Below are 19,442 nucleotides of genomic sequence, written 5' to 3' on the forward strand. Positions count from 1 at the left end.
TTTTTCAGAGTTTCTTCGGTTCGTTAAGTCTTTCTCTTTTCTTCAAAAAAGAGGTTTGTTCGTTTCGTTTTATGCAGTTGTCAAGGTACGGGTCTTTCGTAATAAAATTGTGGTGGAGATGAGGAGAATCGAACTCCTGACCCCCTGCTTGCAAGGCAGGTGCTCTCCCAGCTGAGCTACACCCCCACACTCGTTGCGCCGGCTTCCCGCCAGACGGGCAGGCATGTCATTGCAACATATGACGGCTCCTCGATTGTCCGTACTCTGCCTTTGCATTTCGGGTGTATCGACTTGCCCTGGTGGGCCTAGGTGGACTTGAACCACCGACCTCACGCTTATCAGGCGTGCGCTCTAACCAGCTGAGCTATAGGCCCATGGGATATGATGTTAAGAGGTTCATGGCCTCTCAAAACTGAACAATGTGTACGTACTCCAGAATGCCGACCTAAAGATTTGTAACGTCTTCCGCAGAATCCGTTACCTCTTCCCTAGAAAGGAGGTGATCCAGCCGCACCTTCCGATACGGCTACCTTGTTACGACTTCACCCCAATCATCGCCCCCACCTTCGACGGCTGGCTCCTTACGGTTACCTCACCGGCTTCGGGTGTGAATGACTTTCGTGGTGTGACGGGCGGTGTGTACAAGGCCCGGGAACGTATTCACCGCAGTATGCTGACCTGCGATTACTAGCGATTCCTGCTTCATGCAGGCGGGTTGCAGCCTGCAATCCGAACTGGGACTCTGTTTTTGGGGTTTGCTCCGGATCGCTCCTTCGCTTCCCTCTATTAAGAGCCATTGTAGTACGTGTGTAGCCCAAGCCATAAGGGGCATGATGACTTGACGTCATCCCCGCCTTCCTCCGCATTGTCTGCGGCAGTCTCTCCTGAGTCCCCGCCATGACGCGCTGGCAACAGAAGATAGGGGTTGCGCTCGTTGCGGGACTTAACCCAACATCTCACGACACGAGCTGACGACAGCCGTGCACCACCTGTTTTCGCGTCTTCCGAAGAAGAACTCCTCATCTCTGAGGATAGCACTCAATGTCAAGGCTTGGTAAGGTTCTTCGCGTTGCGTCGAATTAAACCACATACTCCACCGCTTGTGCGGGCCCCCGTCAATTCCTTTGAGTTTCAGCCTTGCGGCCGTACTCCCCAGGCGGGATACTTATTGCGTTAACTCCGGCACAGGAGGGGTCGATACCCCCTACACCTAGTATCCATCGTTTACGGCCAGGACTACCGGGGTATCTAATCCCGTTCGCTCCCCTGGCTTTCGCGCCTCAGCGTCAGTTGTCGTCCAGAAAGCCGCTTTCGCCACTGGTGTTCCTCCTAATATCTACGCATTTCACCGCTACACTAGGAATTCCGCTTTCCTCTCCGACACTCCAGTCTCACAGTTTCCGTCCCCTCACGGGGTTAAGCCCCGCACTTTTAAGACAGACTTATGAAACCGCCTGCGCGCCCTTTACGCCCAATAATTCCGGACAACGCTTGCCACCTACGTATTACCGCGGCTGCTGGCACGTAGTTAGCCGTGGCTTTCTCTTACGGTACCGTCATTCTAATGTGGTATTGGCACACTAGCCGTTCGTCCCGTATAACAGAGCTTTACAACCCGAAGGCCGTCTTCGCTCACGCGGCGTTGCTCCGTCAGGCTTTCGCCCATTGCGGAAGATTCCCCACTGCTGCCTCCCGTAGGAGTCTGGACCGTGTCTCAGTTCCAATGTGGCCGTTCATCCTCTCAGACCGGCTACTGATCGTCGCCTTGGTGGGCCGTTACCCCTCCAACTAGCTAATCAGACGCAAGCCCCTCCCCCGGCGGTAGCATATTCAGAGGCCACCTTTCTTCCCACTGCCATGCGGCAATGGAAACGTATTCGGTATTAGCAGCCGTTTCCAGCTGTTGTCCCCATCCGGAGGGCAGGTTGCTTACGCGTTACTCACCCGTTTGCCACTAGAGTCCATAGGAAGCAAGCTTCCCATGTCCTCCCGTTCGACTTGCATGTGTTAAGCACGCCGCCAGCGTTCGTCCTGAGCCAGGATCAAACTCTCCATGATATGTGAAGAGCTGATTGCTCGTTCTTACTTATTATTGGTATTACCTGTTTTGAAATCTTATTGCTAAGACCTCGCACTCTGGCGTATTGTTTCATATCACACTGTTCAGTTTTCAAAGGCCATGCCGTCTCGCGACGACTTGTATATCTTACCAGACTCGTCCGAGCTTGTCAAGCACTTTTTTCGAAGTTCTTTTCAAGCGAACCGGCTATCCGGCCTGCCGCGGCGCCCTGCCGCAACAGCTTGTTTAGTATATCCCCTTTTCGTCCTGTTGTCAAGGAAATTTTTCTGCAAATTTTACAAAACGTCGCAAAACGGGAAAAGGCGGCGGGAAACGCCCCTGCCGCCTCGCCGGATGTACTCTTATTCAGCCATTTTATAAATCTTATATATATCGGCCGACGTCAGCTGCCCGAAGCAGCCTTCTTTGACCATATCCCGCTTCGTGCATTTCTTCGCCATGTCCCAATACTGTTCTTCCGTCGGCTGGATGCCCAATTCCGTCAGCGACGTCGGCATGTCGATTTCTTTAAAGAAGGCTTCCATCTTGGCGATGCCTTCCAGGGCCGCCGCTTCCTCGTCTTCAGTCTGCACGTCGAAGACGAGACGGGCTAATTTAGCGAAGCGCCCTACGTCTTTATGCAGGACGTACCGGGCCCAGCTAGGCCAGATAGCCGCCAAACCGGCGCCGTGGGCGACGTCGAACAGGCCGCTGACTTCCATTTCGATATGGTGCGTGCCCCAGTCGCCGCGGCCGTTGCCGCCGTCGAACAAGCCGTTATGAGCGAGGCTGCCGGCCCACATGATTTCAAAATTGGCGTTGTAGTCCTTCGGATTTTCTTTTACGATGCGCGCGTTTTTGATGACGTTGCGGATGAGAGCCGCCGCCATGGAGTCGGTCAGGTCGTCTTCTGCATTCGGGTTGAAGAACCGTTCCAGCACGTGCATGATCATATCGACGTTGCCGCAGGCCATCTGATACGGAGGCAGCGTGTACAGCAGCTCCGGATTCATGATGGCGAAAATCGGGCGAAGGATGTCGTTCTGATAACCGATTTTATACCAGCCCTTTTCGTTCGTAATGACAGAAGCCCAGCTCGTTTCGCTGCCGGCTGCGGCGATGGTCAGAATGCAGCCCAGGGGCACGACCCGTTCCGGGACGGCGCGGCGCAGATAAAAGTCCCACACGTCGCCGTCATAGTAATAGCCCATGCCGACGGCTTTGGCTTCGTCAATAACGCTGCCGCCGCCTACGGCCAAAATGAAATCAATCGATTCCTGTTTTGCCAATGCAATAGCTTCGTGCGTATGCGAAAGGAGCGGATTCGGGTGCACGCCGCCGAAGGCAACATAGGACACGCCGGCGTCTGTCAGGGCCTGTTCCACCCGGTCAAGCAAACCGGAACGCTTGACGCTGCCGCCGCCGTACAGGACCAGCACCTTCGTCGCGCCGTAGCTCTTCACGATATCGCCGACCCGCCGTTCTTCGTCTCGGCCAAAAAAGACCTTTGTCGGCGTATAATAGGTAAAATTATTCATAGTCATCCCTCCATATCTGATTCTGCGTTGTGATGATACCTTCATTATATAAGGTCGTCCCGTTCTGTGCAATGAAAACAGGCGGGGCAATCTGCACGCATACGATACGACCTTGCGCGCCGTATGCAAAAAAAGAGACTCCGCAGAGCCTCTTTTCAGCAGATATTATGCGTCGAACAACGTGTCCTGCGAATCCTCTTCGCCTTCTACGGTGATCGTATCCAACGCAGCGACTTTATCGTCGCCTTCCAGTTTTTGAATCTTGACGCCCGACGTATTGCGTCCCTTCTTGATGCCGATGCTTTCGATATCCGTGCGGATGACGATGCCGTTCGACGTAATGAGCATGAGCTCCTGGTTTTCGTGGACGACTTCTACGCCGACAATTGCGCCGGTCTTCGGCGTAATCTTGAAATTCTTCACGCCTTTGCCGCCGCGCAGCTGTATCTTATAGGCGTCCATATTGTTCCGCTTGCCGAAGCCTTCTTCGCTGACCGTCAGGACCTGGCAGTCCGGCTCGAGCACGTCGGCGCCGATGACGCTGTCCCCTTCGGCCAAGGAAATGCCGCGGACGCCGCGGGTATTGCGGCCCATGGGACGGACGTCGTTTTCATTAAAGCAGATCGCCATGCCCAGCTTCGTCGCCAGAATAATGCGCTGATCTCCCTTCGTCAGGCGCACCTTCGCCAAGTGGTCGCCTTCCATGAGGGAAATGGCGATGAGGCCGTGGCGGCGGACGTTTTTAAATTCCTTCAGCTCTGTCTTCTTGACCAGCCCCTTTTCCGTCGCCATGAACAAGTTCATAGACGGGTCTACCTGGTCCAGGTCGATGAGGGCGTTTACCTTTTCCCCGCTGGCCATCTGCGGCAGGATGTTGATCGCGGCGATGCCCTTGGAGTTGCGGCTGTTCGCTTCAGGGATTTCGTAGGCCTTCAGGCGGTATACGCGGCCAAAGTTCGTAAAGAACAAGACCGTATTGAGGGACGACGTATACAGCAGGTGGTTGACGGCGTCTTCATCCTTCGTGCTCATGCCCTTGATGCCCCGGCCGCCCTTATTCTGCGTATGGTATACGTTGGCGTTGATGCGCTTTACGTAGCCCCGGCGCGTCAGGGTAATGACCATCCGTTCGTTCGGAATCATGTCTTCGATAGCAAAATCGGACGAGTCGGCTACGATTTCCGTCCGCCGTTCGTCGGCAAATTTTTTCTTCGCGTCGAGTAATTCCGTCTTGACGATTTCCATGATCTTATGGTCGTCGGACAGGACGTCGCGCAAGTAGGCGATCCGGTCCTGCACTTCCTTGTATTCCTGTTCGATTTTTTCCCGCTCCAAGCCGGTAAGGCGGCGCAGGCGCATGTCAAGAATCGCCGTGGACTGCTTGTCGCTGAGGCCGAATTTGCTCATCAATGCCTGTTTGGCAATTTCATCGGTCTGAGATTCGCGAATCGTCCGGATGACTTCGTCGATGTGGTCCAGCGCAATGAGCAAGCCTTCCAAGATATGGGCCCGGGCCAGCGCCTTTTCCAGTTCAAATTTGCAGCGCCGCGTAATGACGACCTTCTGGTGGTCCAAATAGTAATGGAGGACTTCCTTCAAGGTCAAGATGCGGGGATGTCCGTCGACGAGGGCCAGCATGATGACTCCGAAGGTTTCCTGAAGCTGCGTGTGCTTGTACAGCTTGTTCAGGACGATGTCCGGGTTGGCGTCGGCCCGCAGCTCGACGACGATGCGCAGCCCCTTGCGGTCCGATTCGTCCCGCAGGGCCGTAATGCCGTCGATTTCCTTGTTGCGCGACAAGTTGGCAATCGATTCGATGACCCGGGCCTTGTTGACCTGATAGGGAATTTCCGTGACGACAATGCGGTTCTTGCCCTTCGCCATGGGCTCGATGGACGCGCAGGAGCGCATCTTGATGCTGCCGCGGCCCGTAGAGTAGGCTTTTAAAATGCCGTCGCGGCCCATGATTTTCGCGCCCGTCGGGAAGTCGGGCCCTTTAATCTTGGTCATGAGCTCGTCCAGGCTCGCTTCGGGATTGTCGATGAGCATGACGCAGCCGTCGATGACTTCTCCTAAGTTATGGGGCGGAATGTTGGTCGCCATGCCGACGGCGATACCGGCAGAGCCGTTGACCAGCAGATTGGGGATCTTAGACGGCAGTACGACCGGTTCCTGGAGAGAACCGTCGTAGTTAGGCATAAAATCAACCGTATCCTTGTCGATATCTTCCAACATTTCGCCGGTGATCTTAGCCATACGCACTTCTGTATAACGCATGGCAGCCGCGGAGTCGCCGTCGACAGAGCCGAAGTTTCCGTGACCGTCAACAAGAGGGTAGCGCGTGGAGAAATCTTGGGCCAGGCGGACTGTCGCGTCATATACGGAACTGTCACCATGGGGATGATACTTACCTAAAACTTCCCCGACGATACGCGCTGACTTTTTGTACGGCTTGTTTGGCGTCATGCCCGCTTCATGCATGGCGTACAAAATACGGCGGTGAACAGGCTTGAGCCCGTCCCGTACATCAGGCAGTGCGCGCGTAATGATAACGCTCATGGCATAGTCGATGTACGACGTCTGCATTTCGCTTTCCAGACAAACCGGTAATACTTTATCAGATTGTTGTTCGTCCACAATGTCACCTCAAATATAATGTAATAATATAAATACTGGGACGTCCTGCACATATCATTATAGATATATATTTAGGATATCTGTTCTATTATACCAAAAAATCAGCGAAATAGATAGCTCCGCCGAAAAACAGCCCTGTATCTGCCTTGACGCGCCTTTTATAAAGGATGTAGAATAGAGAAAAAGCATTCTTTAGGGAGAATCCATCATGACAACATCGCCTATTATACCCGATGATCCGGCAAAGGAAATCGGAAAAATTTTAAAGCGCATCCGCTTTGACCGCGACTTGACGCTGGATAATGTCGCCGCCATGACCGGCGTGAGCAAAACCATGCTGGGACAAATCGAACGGGGCGTATCCGTACCGACGATTTCCGTCTTGTGGAAAATCGCCAAGGGACTGCAAATTTCCTTGTCGACCTTGCTGAACGAACCGCCGCAGCAATACCAGGCCGTCGACATCCTGAAGGATCTGCAGCCCATTTACGATGAAAACAACAACATGATATTGTATAATATCTTCCCCTTCAATCCCCTCAGCGGCTTTGAATATTTCTACATCATCCTTCAGCCCGGCACGAAGCATCATTCCGACGCCCACCGCAACATCGCCGAAGAATACGTCATCGTCACGGAAGGCACCCTGACCCTGCAGGTCGAACAGCAGACCTTTACGCTGACGGCGCCGGCCAAGATCAATTTCCGGGCCAACGCGGACCACTACTACATCAACAACACGGATAAGCCGGTTATTTTCCAGAATATCATGAAATATTAATGCACGCCCGCAGCAAGAGCTGCAGCAAAAAACCTCTCTGCCTCCTATCCCATGGATAGGAAAGCAGAGAGGTTCTTTTTTATTTAAAGGATACGGCGCGGACGCCTTCTCTTTCGATGATATCGGTTAAATGCTGCAGCTCCTCCTGCGTGGGAGTCCGGAACTCGCCCTCGTCATAGGGCATTCCCAGCTGCACATACTTGTCCACGCCATACGGATGATAGGGCAGCAGCTCGATCTGCGGGTCGCGGAGATGGGCCTTGACAAACTGCGCCGTGCGGCTGATGTTGTCGTCGTCGCCGTTGACGCCCATAATCGTCGGAATGCGGACGACGATGCCGCCGCGCTGCGCGCCGAGAGCGGCGATATTGCGCAGGATGAGGTCGTTGTCGACGCCGGTAAAGGCGAGGTGCTTGTCCCTATCCATGTGCTTGATGTCCAGGAACAGCAAGTCGATTTTATCCAACGTAGGCTGCAGGGCCTCCAAGTCGAAATAGGCGCTCGTCTCGATAGCCTGATCCAGCCCCATGTCGTACACGGCGTCGACGAGCTCTGCCAGAAATTCCGCCTGCATGGTGCATTCGCCGCCGGAATAGGTGACGCCGCCGCCGGAATTGCGGAAAAACCGCAGCTGCGATTCCAATTTGGCCACAATCTCATCGACAGTATACTCTGTGACAGTATTCTTGCGTGCCTTTTCCAGACATGCGTCGACGCAGGCGCCGCATCCCGTGCAGCGTTCCCTGGCCTGGGGCGACTGGAAATCGAAGGGGATGCCTTCGGGGCATACAGCTTCGCAGCGTCGGCAGCCAATGCACCGCGACGCGACGTACAGGATTTGATTTTTCGGCGTATATCCTTCGGGATTTGCGCACCACCGGCAGCGCAGGGGGCATCCGGCGAAAAAGATCGTCGTCCGGATGCCGTCGCCGTCGTTGACGGAATAATTCTGCAGCTGTAAAATGCGGCCCTTAGAAGCCATCGTGGACGCTCCGGCGAATGATGGAATCCTGCAGCGTCTTGGAAAGGTGGACGAACTGCGTGCTGTATCCGGCTACGCGGACCAGGAGGTCTTTGTAATCTTCAGGATGCTTCTGCGCTTCGAGGAGCGTTTCCGTAGACAAGGTGTTGAACTGTACGTGGAACGCGCCCATATCGAAGAAGGTCTGTACCATAGCGGCCAGATTGCTTCTGCCCCGTTTCGTCTTGACCAGGTCGTGGCTTAAGCGCATGTTGAGCAGCGTGCCGCCGGAATGAACGTCCTGGTTCATCTTAGCGCAGGAATTCATCGCGGCCAAAGGCGTAGACGTATCGGTACCGGCGACAGGCGAAACGCCTTCGGAAATCGGTTCGCCGGCCTTGCGTCCGCATGCCGTCGCGCCGATAACCCGGCCGGTCGGAATGAAGTTGGAAATGCCCATAAAGGCACTCGTAAAGGGATTGCCGTAAATATCCGTGTATTTATGCGTTTCTTCATAGAAATGATTGGAAATGCGCTGGGCGATGTCGTCGACAAAGTCGTCGTCGTTGCCGTACTTCGGCGCGTTCTGAGCCTGCTTGCGCAATTCTTCGTAGCCTTCCCAGTTCTTGTCCATGGCGTCGAGGATTTCGTCCATCGTGCAGACCTTATCTTCGAACACGAGCTTCTTAATCGCCGCCAGGCTGTTGGCCGATTCGGCCAGGCCGATGCCGGTCAGAACGGGGCCGACGTTGTACTTGGCGCCGCCGTCGACGAGGTCCTTGCCCTTTTCCAGGCAGTCTTCAAACAACGCCGAGAAATAGGGACGGGGAATCATGTCCTTCTGCAGGCGCTGGGCGATGAGCGTACCCGTGACGGAAATGTCGATGAGGTTGTCGAACTGTTCCATGAAGGCTTTTTCTACGTCTTCATACGAAGCGAACTTTCTGTCCTGATAGATAGGCAGGCCCATTTGCTTGCCCGTCATGCGGCTCTTGCCGCCGTTCGTCGCATATTCGAAAGCGCCGCTGAAGTTGACGTTTACGGTGCTCGTCCATTCAAAGGTCTTGCGGAAGTGGGGAACAACGCAGCCGCAGTTATTCCAGTCGCGGGCGTCTTCCGTATCGTAGCCGAGGTTTTTCAGCATCTGGTAGCCCGTCTTATCGCTGTGAATGGCCGGGAAGCCCGTACCCAGGGCGACGAGGTCCATGACGGCGTCGACGAATTCCTTCGGGCTGTTCTGGGAAATGCGGACGGATAAGCCCGGCTGATGAGTCTTTACTTCAGCCGTCGCCTTCAGCGCCAGGTAGCTCAGCTCGTTCGTCGCGTCCTTGCCGTAGCGGTCGCTGCCGCCGACGGTCAGGTTCTGGAACTGGTTATAGCCGGCGAAGAAGTCTGCCGTGTTGGCCGAAATCGTCCAGACCCATTCGGACAGCTTGAGCCAGTAGCATTCGATGAGCTCTAAAATACCGTCGTCGTCGTGGAGCTTATTGTCGATATCGTAGCGGTAGTACGGATACATGTACTGGTCGAAGCGGCCCGGGTTGAGGGACAAGGGATTTTCCATCAAGATGCCGCCGAGCTGATAGAACCAGATCATCTGCAGGGCTTCCTGGAAGGTCTGAGGCGGGAATTCGGGAACGCGGCGGCAAATCGCGGCAATCTGCTGCAATTCGCTCTTGCGCACGGCGTCCGTCTCGGCCGCAGCCATTTCTTCCGCCTTGTCGGCATAGCGATGGGCCAGGATAATCATGCCTTCGCCGCACAAGATGACGGAGCGGTAGAAATCGTATTTTTTCAGCGCGTCGGGCTGGGAAAGCTTGAGCTGGGCCATTTTTTCCCGGCACGTATCGATAATGCCGCGGAAGCCTTTCTTAAACAAGACGTCCTGGTAGTCCGGCGTAATTTCGCCGACGGACTGACGCCATTTGGAGTCGATGTCGATGATGCCCGTGTCGACGGCTACCTTCGCCGTTTCTGCCGGAATCTGGGCCAAGAAGGCTTCTTCCAGCGATTTGCCCTTCCAGTAAGGGAAGATATTCTGGCGAACGAAGGCCCGCTGTTCGTCGGTCATTTCATAGGGGTCCTGCACGCGATCGGAGAAATGATCCATTTCCCGATCTACCCAGGTCCAGGAAAATTCAGGCGTCAGGATGCCGCACTTGCGGAATTCGCCGACGGCGCCGACGATGAGCTCGCCGGGGAAAATCGTGACGACGAGTTGTTCGCACACGTCTTTAAACGCCTGGGCGCGGCGAATCGGTTCCGTCTGGCCTTCCGTTTTTTTATACGACTCGGTCCAGATTCTGGCCCGGTCATAAGAAATAGCCGGTTTGTTATTTACATATTCATTTTTTGCTCTTTGAATTCGTTCCGTAAGCATAGGATGTGCCTCCTCTTTGAAGTACAAAGCATTTTGTGCGCTATAACGTCTTTCATGACTTCAATGTATCACATTAATGCTCCATTGTCAATAGAAAAAAGCAGGTCCTTTGCCGCATGCCATCGGGCCCGGCGGCGCGAGCTCCGTCGCCGCTGCGCCTCGCCCTTCGGCGCGATAAAAGGGCCGCCCCGCCGCTGGCGAGACAGCCCTTCATCGTCCGATCCCGACGGAAGGAGCGCCGTCGTCAGGACAGGTTATCCATTGTATTCCTTATATAATTCGTTCAAGATGTGCCGTCTCGTCACGATGCCTACGAGCCGTTTGTTGTCGATGACCGGAATCAGCTTGAGATGCTCCGATACCATGATGCCGGCGATCTGTTCGACCGTCGCCTTCGGCGATGCGACGACGACATCCGTCGTCATGAGCTCCTTCGCATTGCAGGCCATCTTCTTCTGATAGCCCTTTTCATACTCGTTCATGCCGTTGTAATAGACGTTTTCTCCCAGCAAACTGGAATAATGGGCCATATGGGGCTTGACCTTTTTATACACCAGGTCTGCTTCCGTCACGATGCCCGCCAGGGCGCCGTCGTCCCGTACGATGGGAATGACGGCTACGTTATGCTCTACCATCATGTCGATGAGGTCGAAGACGGACGTGTCCGGAGTGGCCGTGACGAAGCTTTTTTCCATAATATCGGCAACAGTACGTTTTTCCATTGAAACCCTCCCCTTCTTCTCTCAACGCACTTGTCTGGAATAGGTCGTATGCAGCAGCTTGTGGGCTTTTTCACCCAGCGGCTCGCCCAGCCAGTTTTGATACAGCGCCTGAATCTGCGGATTGTCGTGAGATTTGCGGAGACGGCTGGCGTCGTCGATGCGATACAGCGCTTCCATTCTCTTCTTTTTGATGGCCATGCTCGTCGGAACGGGCTGGCCGCCGCCGCCGATGCAGCCGCCGGGACAGGCCATGATTTCAATGAAATCATATTCGGCATTGCCGGCCCGGATGCGGTCCATGATCTGCTGCGCCGCTCCCAGGGAATTGCAGACGGCAATGCGGACCTTATGACCGGCTACGTATACTGTCGCTTCTTTCGTCTGATACAAGCCGCGGACGGCCGTATATTCGATGTCCTTCAGTTCTTCGCCGGCTACGATATCGGCGACGGTGCGCAAGGCCGCTTCCATGACGCCGCCGCTCGTGCCGAAGATGACGCCGGCACTGGAGCCGAGGCCAACCAAGGGATCGTCGAAGTCGCTGTCCGGCAGGGATTCAAAGCTGAGCCCGTCTTCGCGGAGCATACGGCCCAGTTCACGCGTCGTAATGGAAATATCGACGTCCTGATAGCCCGACGCGCGCAGCTGCGGCCGCAGGCATTCGGCCTTCTTAGCCGTGCAGGGCATGATGGACACGCTGACGATGTTCGCCGGATCGACGCCGGCCTTTTCGGCCCAATAGGTCTTGATGATGGAGCCGAACATGCCCTGCGGCGATTTCGCCGTCGACAGATGATCCAGCAAATCGGGATATTTCAATTCGCACATGTTGACCCAGCCGGGGCTGCACGACGTAATCATCGGCAGGACGCCGCCGTTCTGTACCCGCTGCAGGAATTCGTGGCCTTCTTCCATAATCGTGAGGTCGGCGCTGAAGTCCGTATCGAATACGCGGTCAAATCCCAGGCTCTTCAGGGCCGATACCATCTTGCCCGTTACGATGCTGCCCGGTTCCATGCCCAGCTCTTCGCCGAGAGATACGCGGACAGCCGGCGCGATTTGGCAGACGACGACCTTGTCGGGATCGTGGATGGCGTCCCATACGCGTTCCGTATCGTCCTTTTCGCGAATCGCCGCCGTCGGGCACACGCTGGCGCACTGTCCGCAGTAGGTGCAGGCTACGTTGGACAAATCCTGCTCGAAGGCCGTCGAGACCATGGAGTCAAAGCCGCGGCGGGCGTAACTGTATACGTTCATCTTCTGTACGTCGCGGCACATGCGGATGCAGCGGCCGCAGAGAATACATTTATCCTGATCGCGGACGAGACAGGGATTGGAATCGTCTATCGTATGGGCTTTCATTTCCCCGCCGTCGAAGCGCCGCGTGCGGACGCCCAGGTCGGCGGCCATCTTCTGAAGCTCGCAGTCGCCGTTCTTCTGGCAGGACAGACAGTCCTGAGGATGATTTGCCAGCAGGAGCTCCATGACCATACGGCGGGCCGCCCGCACCTTGCTCGTATTCGTCTTGACGACCATGCCTTCGGCTACGGGATAACAGCAGCTGGCGACCAGTCCTTTGGCGCCGCTGACTTCGCAGATGCAGAGACGGCACGCGCCTTCAGGCTTTAAATCAGGATGATAACACAAAGTAGGAATATATATACCGGACATCCGCGCCGCTTCCAAAATAGTAATTCCTTTGGGAACCGTGACGGTCATGCCGTTTATCGTTAAAGTAATCGATTCCATAACACACTCTCCTTACGCCTTTTTAACAGCCTTGAACGGACATTTACTCATGCAGACTCCGCATTTGATGCAGCGCTGCGGGTCGATAACGTGCTTTTCCTTCGGCTGGCCCGAAATCGCGTGGACCGGACAGTTGCGGGCGCACAAGCCGCAGCCCTTGCATTCGTCAGAAATGACGTAGTGCAGCAGGTCGGCACAGACGCCGGCAGGACATTCCTTGTTTTCAATATGGGCCTTGTATTCGTCGCCGAAGTAGTGAATAGTGCTCAGTACGGGATTGGGAGCCGTCTGGCCCAGGCCGCAAAGAGCAGACAATTTAATATTATTGGCCAAATCCTGGAGGAGATCGAAATCGCGGCGCGTTCCCTGGCCCTTTGTAATGCGGACGAGGATTTCCAGCATGCGCTTCGTCCCTTCGCGGCAGGGAGCGCATTTGCCGCACGATTCGGCCTGCGTAAAGGTTACGAAGAATTTCGCCACGTCGACCATACAGGTCGTTTCATCCATGACGACCAAGCCGCCGGACCCCATCATTGCACCGATGCCGGACAAGGAATCAAAGTCGACAGGTGTATCAAGCATGGCTTCAGGCAGACAGCCGCCGGAGGGGCCGCCGATCTGCACGGCTTTAAAGGCCTTGCCATGAGGAATGCCGCCGCCGATTTCAAAGATGATTTCCCGCATCGTAATGCCCATGGGCACTTCGGCCAGGCCCGTGTTGTTGATTTTGCCGGTCAGGGCGAAGACCTTCGTCCCAGGAGACGTCTTCGTGCCGATGGAGTTGAACCACGACGCGCCGTTGCGGATAATCGAAGCGACGTTGGCCCACGTTTCGACGTTGTTGTTGTTCGTCGGCTTGCCCCATAGGCCGCTGTTGGCCGGGAAAGGCGGACGGGGACTCGGCGTGCCGCGGCGGCCTTCAATGGAAGCGATGAGAGCCGTTTCTTCGCCGCAGACAAAGGCGCCGGCGCCTTTCTTGATATGAATCTTAAAATTAAAGCCGCTTCCTAAGATATTATTGCCGAGCAGGCCGATTTCTTCTGCCTGCTTGATCGCGACTTCCAATCGGTGAATAGCCAAGGGATATTCAGCGCGGCAGTAGATATACGCTTCGTCGGCGCCGATAGCGTAGCCGCCGATGCACATACCTTCCAATACAGAGTGGGGGTCGCCTTCAAGAACGCTGCGGTCCATGAACGCACCCGGGTCGCCTTCGTCGGCGTTGCAGATGATGTATTTCTTATCGCCCGGCGCGTTGCGGCAGAACTGCCATTTTTTCCCCGTAGGGAAGCCTGCGCCGCCGCGGCCGCGCAGGCCTGAGGCAACAACTTCGTCGATGACGGCCTGCGGTTCCATGGTCAGCGCTTTCGCCAGGCCCTGATAGCCGTCCATGGCGATGTATTCGTTGATGTTTTCCGGATCTACGAGACCGCACCGTGCCAGGACGCGCCGTACCTGCTTCTTGTAAAAGGGAACTTCGTCGTTTGTCTCAACGCGCGTTTCCGTCACGGGGTCCATGTACAGCAGCGATTCTACGACTTCGCCCTTCATGATATGCTGTTCTACAATGTCTTTGGCGTCGCCGGCCTTTACGTGGACATAAAAGGTATTTTCCGGATATATCGTCACGATAGGGCCGTTTTCGCAGAAGCCGTGACAGCCCGTCTGAATCAGCTTAACCGCCGCCGACAAGCCGTTGTCTTCCAAAGCCTTCTGAAAGGCCTCCTGCAACTTTACGGAATTGGAAGCCACGCAGGCCGTACCGCCGCAGACCAGGATGTGCTTCTGCACGCCGGGACGAGTCCGGTTGACAGGCGTTACGGGAACGTTCTTTTCCGGCATCCGTATTTTCATATAGTCTTTCAGGGATTCGCGCAATGCGTTTAATTCTGTTATGGATTTCATTCCTGTATACTCCCTTCACGGTAAAATGAATCGATCTTATTCGTAGCTGGCCAAAATACGGGATATATCGTCGCTCGTCAGCCGGCCGTACGTTTCGCCGTTGATCTGCATGACCGGAGACATGCCGCAGGCGCCCAGGCAGGCAATGGTTTCCAGCGTAAACTTCTGATCGTCCGTCGTGTTGCCGGCTTTGATGCCCAGCTGCTTTTCCAGCTCGGCCAGAATGTGCTTGCCGCCGCGGACGTGGCAGGCCGTCCCCTGACAGCAGCAGATGATATTGCGTCCCCGCGGGTTCAAATGGAACTGGGAATAAAAGGTTACGACGCCGTACACGTCGGCAATCGGCACGTGAAGCCGTTCGGCAATGTATACCAGCGACGGCCGGGGCAAATAATTAAATAAATCCTGCACGTCCTGCAGGACGGCTATCAGCGAGCCTTCCTGCCCTTCATATTTCCTCATGATTTCATCAATTTTATCTTTTTTCTGTTCAAACGCTTCTTGTACGCTATTCGATGTCATCATATCCGCCTCCCATATTATGCAATTTTCTCATTTTCCCATTGCATTTCGATAATGATACTATACAACTTTTTTATCAAAATGTAAACATTTAAGTATAATATGCATTATATTTAATTATTTGTGAATCTTTTAACTTTATTAAACGTTTTTGTAATAATTTTCGTCAACTATAAAAAACAGGGATGCAAATAGAGTACGGTCTCCATCTGCATCCCTGAGTCTGCGCCCAAAAGGCTGTATATGTAATTGTCAAACTAGCTGCTGCATCCGCTTGTATACGGGAAGCTTCCGCAAGTGAGCGAGCGTAAAAGAGGCCGTTACGCCGATGAGAATCCCCGTGCCGACGCCGGCAACGGAAAGCACCGGCAAATACAGCATGATTTTGATATTTTCCACGACCAACGAAGCGACGACGACCTGTCCCAGATTATGAAACACGCCGCCGGCCGCGCTGACGCCGATTAAGCTGAACCGTCCCGCCCGTTTCAGGGCGATCATGCTCCCCAGGCTGAATGCCGCACCGGCCGCGCTGTACAAAAAGGCGTTGATGCCGCCGCCGAAGGCCGTCGACAAGGCGACGCGCAGCAGCAAGATCAGGCAGGCGTCCCGCTTTCTCGGCAGGGCATACAAGGCGATGACCGTGATGAGATTGGCAAGGCCCAGCTTAGCGCCCGGCGCAATGAACGGCACGGGCAGCATGCCTTCGACGATATATAAGACGAGGGACTGTGCAACAAACAAGCTCAATATGATGATGCGAAAGGTTTTATTCATGTGACACCTCTACCGGGCAGGAATAACGTCGGGCTCACCGCCGTGAGACGAACGCACTTCTATGAGAACTTTGTGAGGCAGGCAGACCGTCGTCGCGCCGGGCTGGGAAATAAAGCCTTCTCCGATGCAGATTTTATCGGGGCAGTCCGCCTCGACGATGCCGATTTCCTGATCTCTCACGACGACCGTATTATAGCCCGACTCGGTACGGATCGTAAACGTATCCGTACCGTGATGATCTGACAGCGGTACCGTTTTATATTCTTTTCCATCGACCTGTATGACGGCGTACGTCCCGCCCTTGTCTGCCGAATTGCCGCCGAGCAGGAATACTCCCTCGGGAATGAAGGAAGCCGCCAGCAGCGCCGCTATGAGGATAATATCCCATTTTTTTATCATGACACGACTCCTATCCGCCGAAAGACAGCCATTCCTGCCTCATCGGCGCGGTGCAGCACCGGTAATCAACGTATTCTAATTATAGCAAATTTTAGTATAATAGGGAAAAGAAATACTATCTGAAAAAGGAGCCCTCGCCATGAAATACAAGATATGCCTCGCCGTCTTAGCATCCATCCTCGCCCTCGCCGCCTCGGGGTGCAGCTCATCCCAAGACGAAGGGCAGCCAAACATGCCCCAGCAACGGCAGTCCGAGACGAAAACCGCGCCGCCTATCAGCGCTGAATCAGAACGATTTTGCCAGGAAGGACTGGCCGCCTACAGCCGGTTCGAATACGACGCGGCCATCGCCGCCTACGACAAGGCCATACAGGCCGACGGCCGCAATTACCAGGCCTTATCGGGAAAGGGCGTCGCCTTGGCGATGCGCGGAAACGAAACGGGCAGCCATCAGGACGTCGCCGACGGCATCGCGTCCATCCAAAAAGCTTTGGCGCTGCAGCCCGATTACGTCCCGGCCTTTTACGACCTGGCCCTGGCTTATAAAATCGACGGCCAATACGACAAATCCATATCCTATTTTCAAAAGGTACTGGCAGCAGACCCGAACAATACGTGGAGCTATTACGGCATAGCCACCATATACGGCGATAAGGGCGACGCCAAAAACGCCGTAGTCTATTTGAAAAAGGCCGCCGCACTGGACAAAGAAAACGTCTTGGAAGCGGCCCGCACGCAATCCCACTTTGACTCCATCCGCAATGACGCGGAGTTCCGCGCCCTCATATCGCCGTAGCAGAAATATCTGCAAAATAGGCATTAAGTATCCTCTAATATCATACAATGGTTATAATAAGTCACCGTTTCTTCACAGCTTTAAGCATTACCTTAGTCGCTCTATAATACGCATTTATTCGAGGAATAGCCAACAACGCCGAATCCCGTTCTGCCACTTGGACAAAAATCTTCGATAATCCATCCCATTGCCGAACATCACCTTTTTCTTTCAGTGTCCATCCCAGTTGTTCCAACGTAAAGTTGCCTTTCGCTAAGTTATTCATCATCGACGTCGTTACCCAATTTGATGAATCGTCTATCCCGCCAAGCGAAACGGGTATGATATGGTCTATGGTCGGCTGCCATTCCCAATAAGCTATGTGACATGCGTCGGTTTTCCAGTGAGGATGATATGGAAATATATCGTTTAATTCTTCCGACATGACGCGAAGCATACCTGGATTGATAAGTCGTTGTCCCGAATACCTATCAATAAAGCCGTCTTGAAAAAACTGGTTTATCATTTCTTTAACTGAATATTTCCGTTTATTCGCTGCTACAGGAATAAAGGGATAGCGTTCTTGAATGAGATGTTTTGCCTGCTCTTTCTCACCGGCATTTAAACAGAGCGCAGCTTGAACTAATGCTTCTATATGTAAATCATTCACGATTCGTTTCTCCACCTAAAAACAAAGCACCGGATCCTGCCAAGGAATTCGGTGCTTTTGCAAATTGAATTTACATGTCTTCTTCGGCAATTTCACAGAGGATATGGCCGATCATGATGTGCATTTCCTGGGCCCGGGCCGTCGTCTTTGCCGGAACGGCCAGGATGACGTCGCACAGCTCCTTCATCTTGCCGCCGCCGATAGCCGTCATGCCGATGACCTTCATGCCTTTGGCCCGCGCTTCGGCAATGGCCGCCAGGACGTTGCCGCTGTTGCCGGACGTCGAAATGCCGACGAGGACGTCGCCTTCGTTCCCCAAGGCCTGGACCTGGCGGCTGAATACGGTTTCATAGCCGTAATCGTTGGCCACGGCCGTCAGGACGGACGTATCGACGGTCAGGGCAATCGCCGGAAAGGCCCGCCGTTCCTTCTGGAATCGGCCGACGATTTCCGCCGCTAAGTGCTGTGAATCTGCGGCGCTGCCGCCGTTGCCGCAGAACAAAATTTTATGTCCCGTCTGCAAGGCCGTCTTGATTATATCGCCGGCTTCGGCAATGGACGGAGCTAAGGCCTTTGTCGCCTGAAATACGGCTTCATGTTCCGCCATGCGTTCTTCAATGATATTCATAGTAATAGCGCCTCCTCATCAGACATTGGAATTATCGTCTACTACGCGGATTTCCCCGCTGTGCGGATGGATGACCATGCCATAGACAGCGATATCCTTCGGCAAATAGGGGTTGCTGCGCAGCCGCCGTACCGTTTCCTTTACAGACGTATCGACGTCGCCGATCGGGTCGGCCCATTGCTGCAGCTTCGGCCGCACGGCTTCGATGACGGCGCTTTCGATGCCGGCTTCGGCCATTTTCCGGCTCAGGCTGTCCGACGTCGTGTTGAGCATGCCGCAGTCGTCGTGGCCCATGACGACGATATCGTGGACGTGAAGCTCGTACACGGCTACCATCAGGCTGCCGATTACGCTGTCAAAGTCGTCGAAGGCCGTGTTGCCGGCGACCTTGATGATCTTCGCTTCGCCGCGGCGCAGCCCCATGGCCGGCTCGAGAAAGTCGAGAAGACGCGTATCCATGCAGGTCAGGACGGCCAGATTGCGGTTCGGGTATTTGCTGACTTCGTCCAAACCGCCCTGGGCCAGGGCTTCCTTGACAAAGGCTTCGTTCGCCGTCGTAATTTGCTGTATCAATGCTGACATGATCTGTTCCTCCTATGGCCGCGCGGCTCTGGCGAGCTGCTTAGCCTTAACCTATTCATCTATTTGTTTCTATTCATTTCGTCTGCTCCGAACGCCTTCCTATCGCCGCATTTCACGACGCCGATACCAAAAGACTGTCCGGACTGGCTCCTACATAAAAAAATGGTGCGCCCAAGATGACTCGAACATCCGACACGCAGTTTAGGAAACTGCTGCTCTATCCAACTGAGCTATGGGCGCACAATAATACTATACGCTATGTATGATAGCATGAATCTATAAAAAAATAAAGTGGAGATTAAACAATGACCGGCTCCTTGCACACAAAAAACGCCGCCTCGGCATCGAAAAGCGCAG

The 19,442-nt window shown here is 54.4% G+C and carries 15 protein-coding genes, 3 tRNA genes and 1 rRNA gene; 2 read left to right on the forward strand and 17 right to left on the reverse strand.

The genetic code is table 11. The features are described 5' to 3' along the window. Positions 1–110: 110 nt before the first annotated feature. The 5 genes from OCV58_RS08930 to gyrA all read right to left on the reverse strand — a co-directional run bounded on the left by OCV58_RS08930 (position 111) and on the right by gyrA (position 6,234). Positions 111–186 (reverse strand) — tRNA-Ala (locus OCV58_RS08930). A 111-nt stretch (positions 187–297) separates the two neighbouring features. Further along, positions 298–374: transfer RNA gene (locus OCV58_RS08935), tRNA-Ile, on the reverse strand. 118 nt (positions 375–492) lie between these two features. Beyond that, positions 493–2,058: ribosomal RNA gene (locus OCV58_RS08940) — 16S ribosomal RNA — on the reverse strand. A gap of 363 nt (positions 2,059–2,421) precedes the next feature. Next, the gene (locus OCV58_RS08945) at positions 2,422–3,597 is read right to left on the reverse strand and encodes an iron-containing alcohol dehydrogenase (RefSeq protein WP_107196170.1); all 1,176 of its coding nucleotides are present in this window, start codon (positions 3,595–3,597) and stop codon (positions 2,422–2,424) included. A 165-nt stretch (positions 3,598–3,762) separates the two neighbouring features. Then, on the reverse strand, positions 3,763–6,234 hold the full coding sequence (gene gyrA, locus OCV58_RS08950) for a DNA gyrase subunit A (protein ID WP_095630400.1): 2,472 nt from the start codon (positions 6,232–6,234) through the stop codon (positions 3,763–3,765). A 208-nt stretch (positions 6,235–6,442) separates the two neighbouring features. Between gyrA and OCV58_RS08955 the strand changes: the two genes are divergently transcribed. After that, entirely contained in the window at positions 6,443–7,015 is a 573-nt protein-coding gene (locus tag OCV58_RS08955; RefSeq protein ID WP_087478121.1) for a helix-turn-helix domain-containing protein, read from the forward strand. 79 nt (positions 7,016–7,094) lie between these two features. Here the strand turns inward: OCV58_RS08955 and OCV58_RS08960 are convergent, their stop codons facing one another. The 8 genes from OCV58_RS08960 to OCV58_RS09000 all read right to left on the reverse strand — a co-directional run bounded on the left by OCV58_RS08960 (position 7,095) and on the right by OCV58_RS09000 (position 16,430). Then, positions 7,095–7,997 (reverse strand): glycyl-radical enzyme activating protein, encoded by a 903-nt coding sequence (locus OCV58_RS08960; RefSeq protein WP_154877630.1) that lies wholly within the window; start codon positions 7,995–7,997, stop codon positions 7,095–7,097. Then, complete coding sequence (locus OCV58_RS08965; RefSeq protein ID WP_095629724.1) at positions 7,987–10,356, reverse strand: glycyl radical protein; 2,370 nt, start codon at positions 10,354–10,356, stop codon at positions 7,987–7,989. Before OCV58_RS08965 ends, OCV58_RS08960 begins: the two co-directional genes overlap by 11 nt. 254 nt (positions 10,357–10,610) lie before the next feature. Beyond that, a complete protein-coding gene (locus OCV58_RS08970) occupies positions 10,611–11,078 on the reverse strand; it encodes a CBS domain-containing protein (protein WP_154877631.1) in 468 nt (155 codons plus the stop codon). 21 nt (positions 11,079–11,099) lie between these two features. Continuing rightward, the gene (locus OCV58_RS08975; protein ID WP_154877632.1) at positions 11,100–12,827 is read right to left on the reverse strand and encodes an NADH-dependent [FeFe] hydrogenase, group A6; all 1,728 of its coding nucleotides are present in this window, start codon (positions 12,825–12,827) and stop codon (positions 11,100–11,102) included. 12 nt (positions 12,828–12,839) lie between these two features. After that, positions 12,840–14,732 (reverse strand): NADH-quinone oxidoreductase subunit NuoF, encoded by a 1,893-nt coding sequence (gene nuoF / locus OCV58_RS08980; protein WP_288149230.1) that lies wholly within the window; start codon positions 14,730–14,732, stop codon positions 12,840–12,842. A gap of 36 nt (positions 14,733–14,768) precedes the next feature. Further along, entirely contained in the window at positions 14,769–15,257 is a 489-nt protein-coding gene (nuoE, locus tag OCV58_RS08990) for an NADH-quinone oxidoreductase subunit NuoE (protein ID WP_087478126.1), read from the reverse strand. Between the two features lie 249 nt (positions 15,258–15,506). Further along, a complete protein-coding gene (locus tag OCV58_RS08995; RefSeq protein ID WP_154877633.1) occupies positions 15,507–16,031 on the reverse strand; it encodes a Gx transporter family protein in 525 nt (174 codons plus the stop codon). Between the two features lie 9 nt (positions 16,032–16,040). Continuing rightward, positions 16,041–16,430: a NusG domain II-containing protein gene (locus tag OCV58_RS09000; protein WP_154877634.1), complete on the reverse strand. Its 390-nt coding sequence runs from the start codon at positions 16,428–16,430 to the stop codon at positions 16,041–16,043. Between the two features lie 139 nt (positions 16,431–16,569). Between OCV58_RS09000 and OCV58_RS09005 the strand changes: the two genes are divergently transcribed. Then, positions 16,570–17,226 (forward strand): tetratricopeptide repeat protein, encoded by a 657-nt coding sequence (locus OCV58_RS09005; RefSeq protein ID WP_154877635.1) that lies wholly within the window; start codon positions 16,570–16,572, stop codon positions 17,224–17,226. Positions 17,227–17,287: 61 nt separating this feature from the next. Here the strand turns inward: OCV58_RS09005 and OCV58_RS09010 are convergent, their stop codons facing one another. The 4 genes from OCV58_RS09010 to OCV58_RS09025 all read right to left on the reverse strand — a co-directional run bounded on the left by OCV58_RS09010 (position 17,288) and on the right by OCV58_RS09025 (position 19,325). Then, a complete protein-coding gene (locus OCV58_RS09010) occupies positions 17,288–17,875 on the reverse strand; it encodes an HNH endonuclease (protein WP_267312871.1) in 588 nt (195 codons plus the stop codon). Between the two features lie 70 nt (positions 17,876–17,945). Continuing rightward, positions 17,946–18,503: a D-sedoheptulose 7-phosphate isomerase gene (gene gmhA / locus OCV58_RS09015; protein ID WP_154877636.1), complete on the reverse strand. Its 558-nt coding sequence runs from the start codon at positions 18,501–18,503 to the stop codon at positions 17,946–17,948. A gap of 18 nt (positions 18,504–18,521) precedes the next feature. Then, positions 18,522–19,085, reverse strand: coding sequence for a beta-class carbonic anhydrase (locus tag OCV58_RS09020; RefSeq protein ID WP_095629719.1), 564 nt, complete (start codon positions 19,083–19,085; stop codon positions 18,522–18,524). 163 nt (positions 19,086–19,248) lie between these two features. Then, positions 19,249–19,325, reverse strand: a tRNA-Arg gene (locus tag OCV58_RS09025). Positions 19,326–19,442 lie beyond the last annotated feature (117 nt).

The organism is Megasphaera stantonii, from assembly GCF_025567065.1.
GTDB lineage: Bacteria > Bacillota > Negativicutes > Veillonellales > Megasphaeraceae > Megasphaera > Megasphaera stantonii.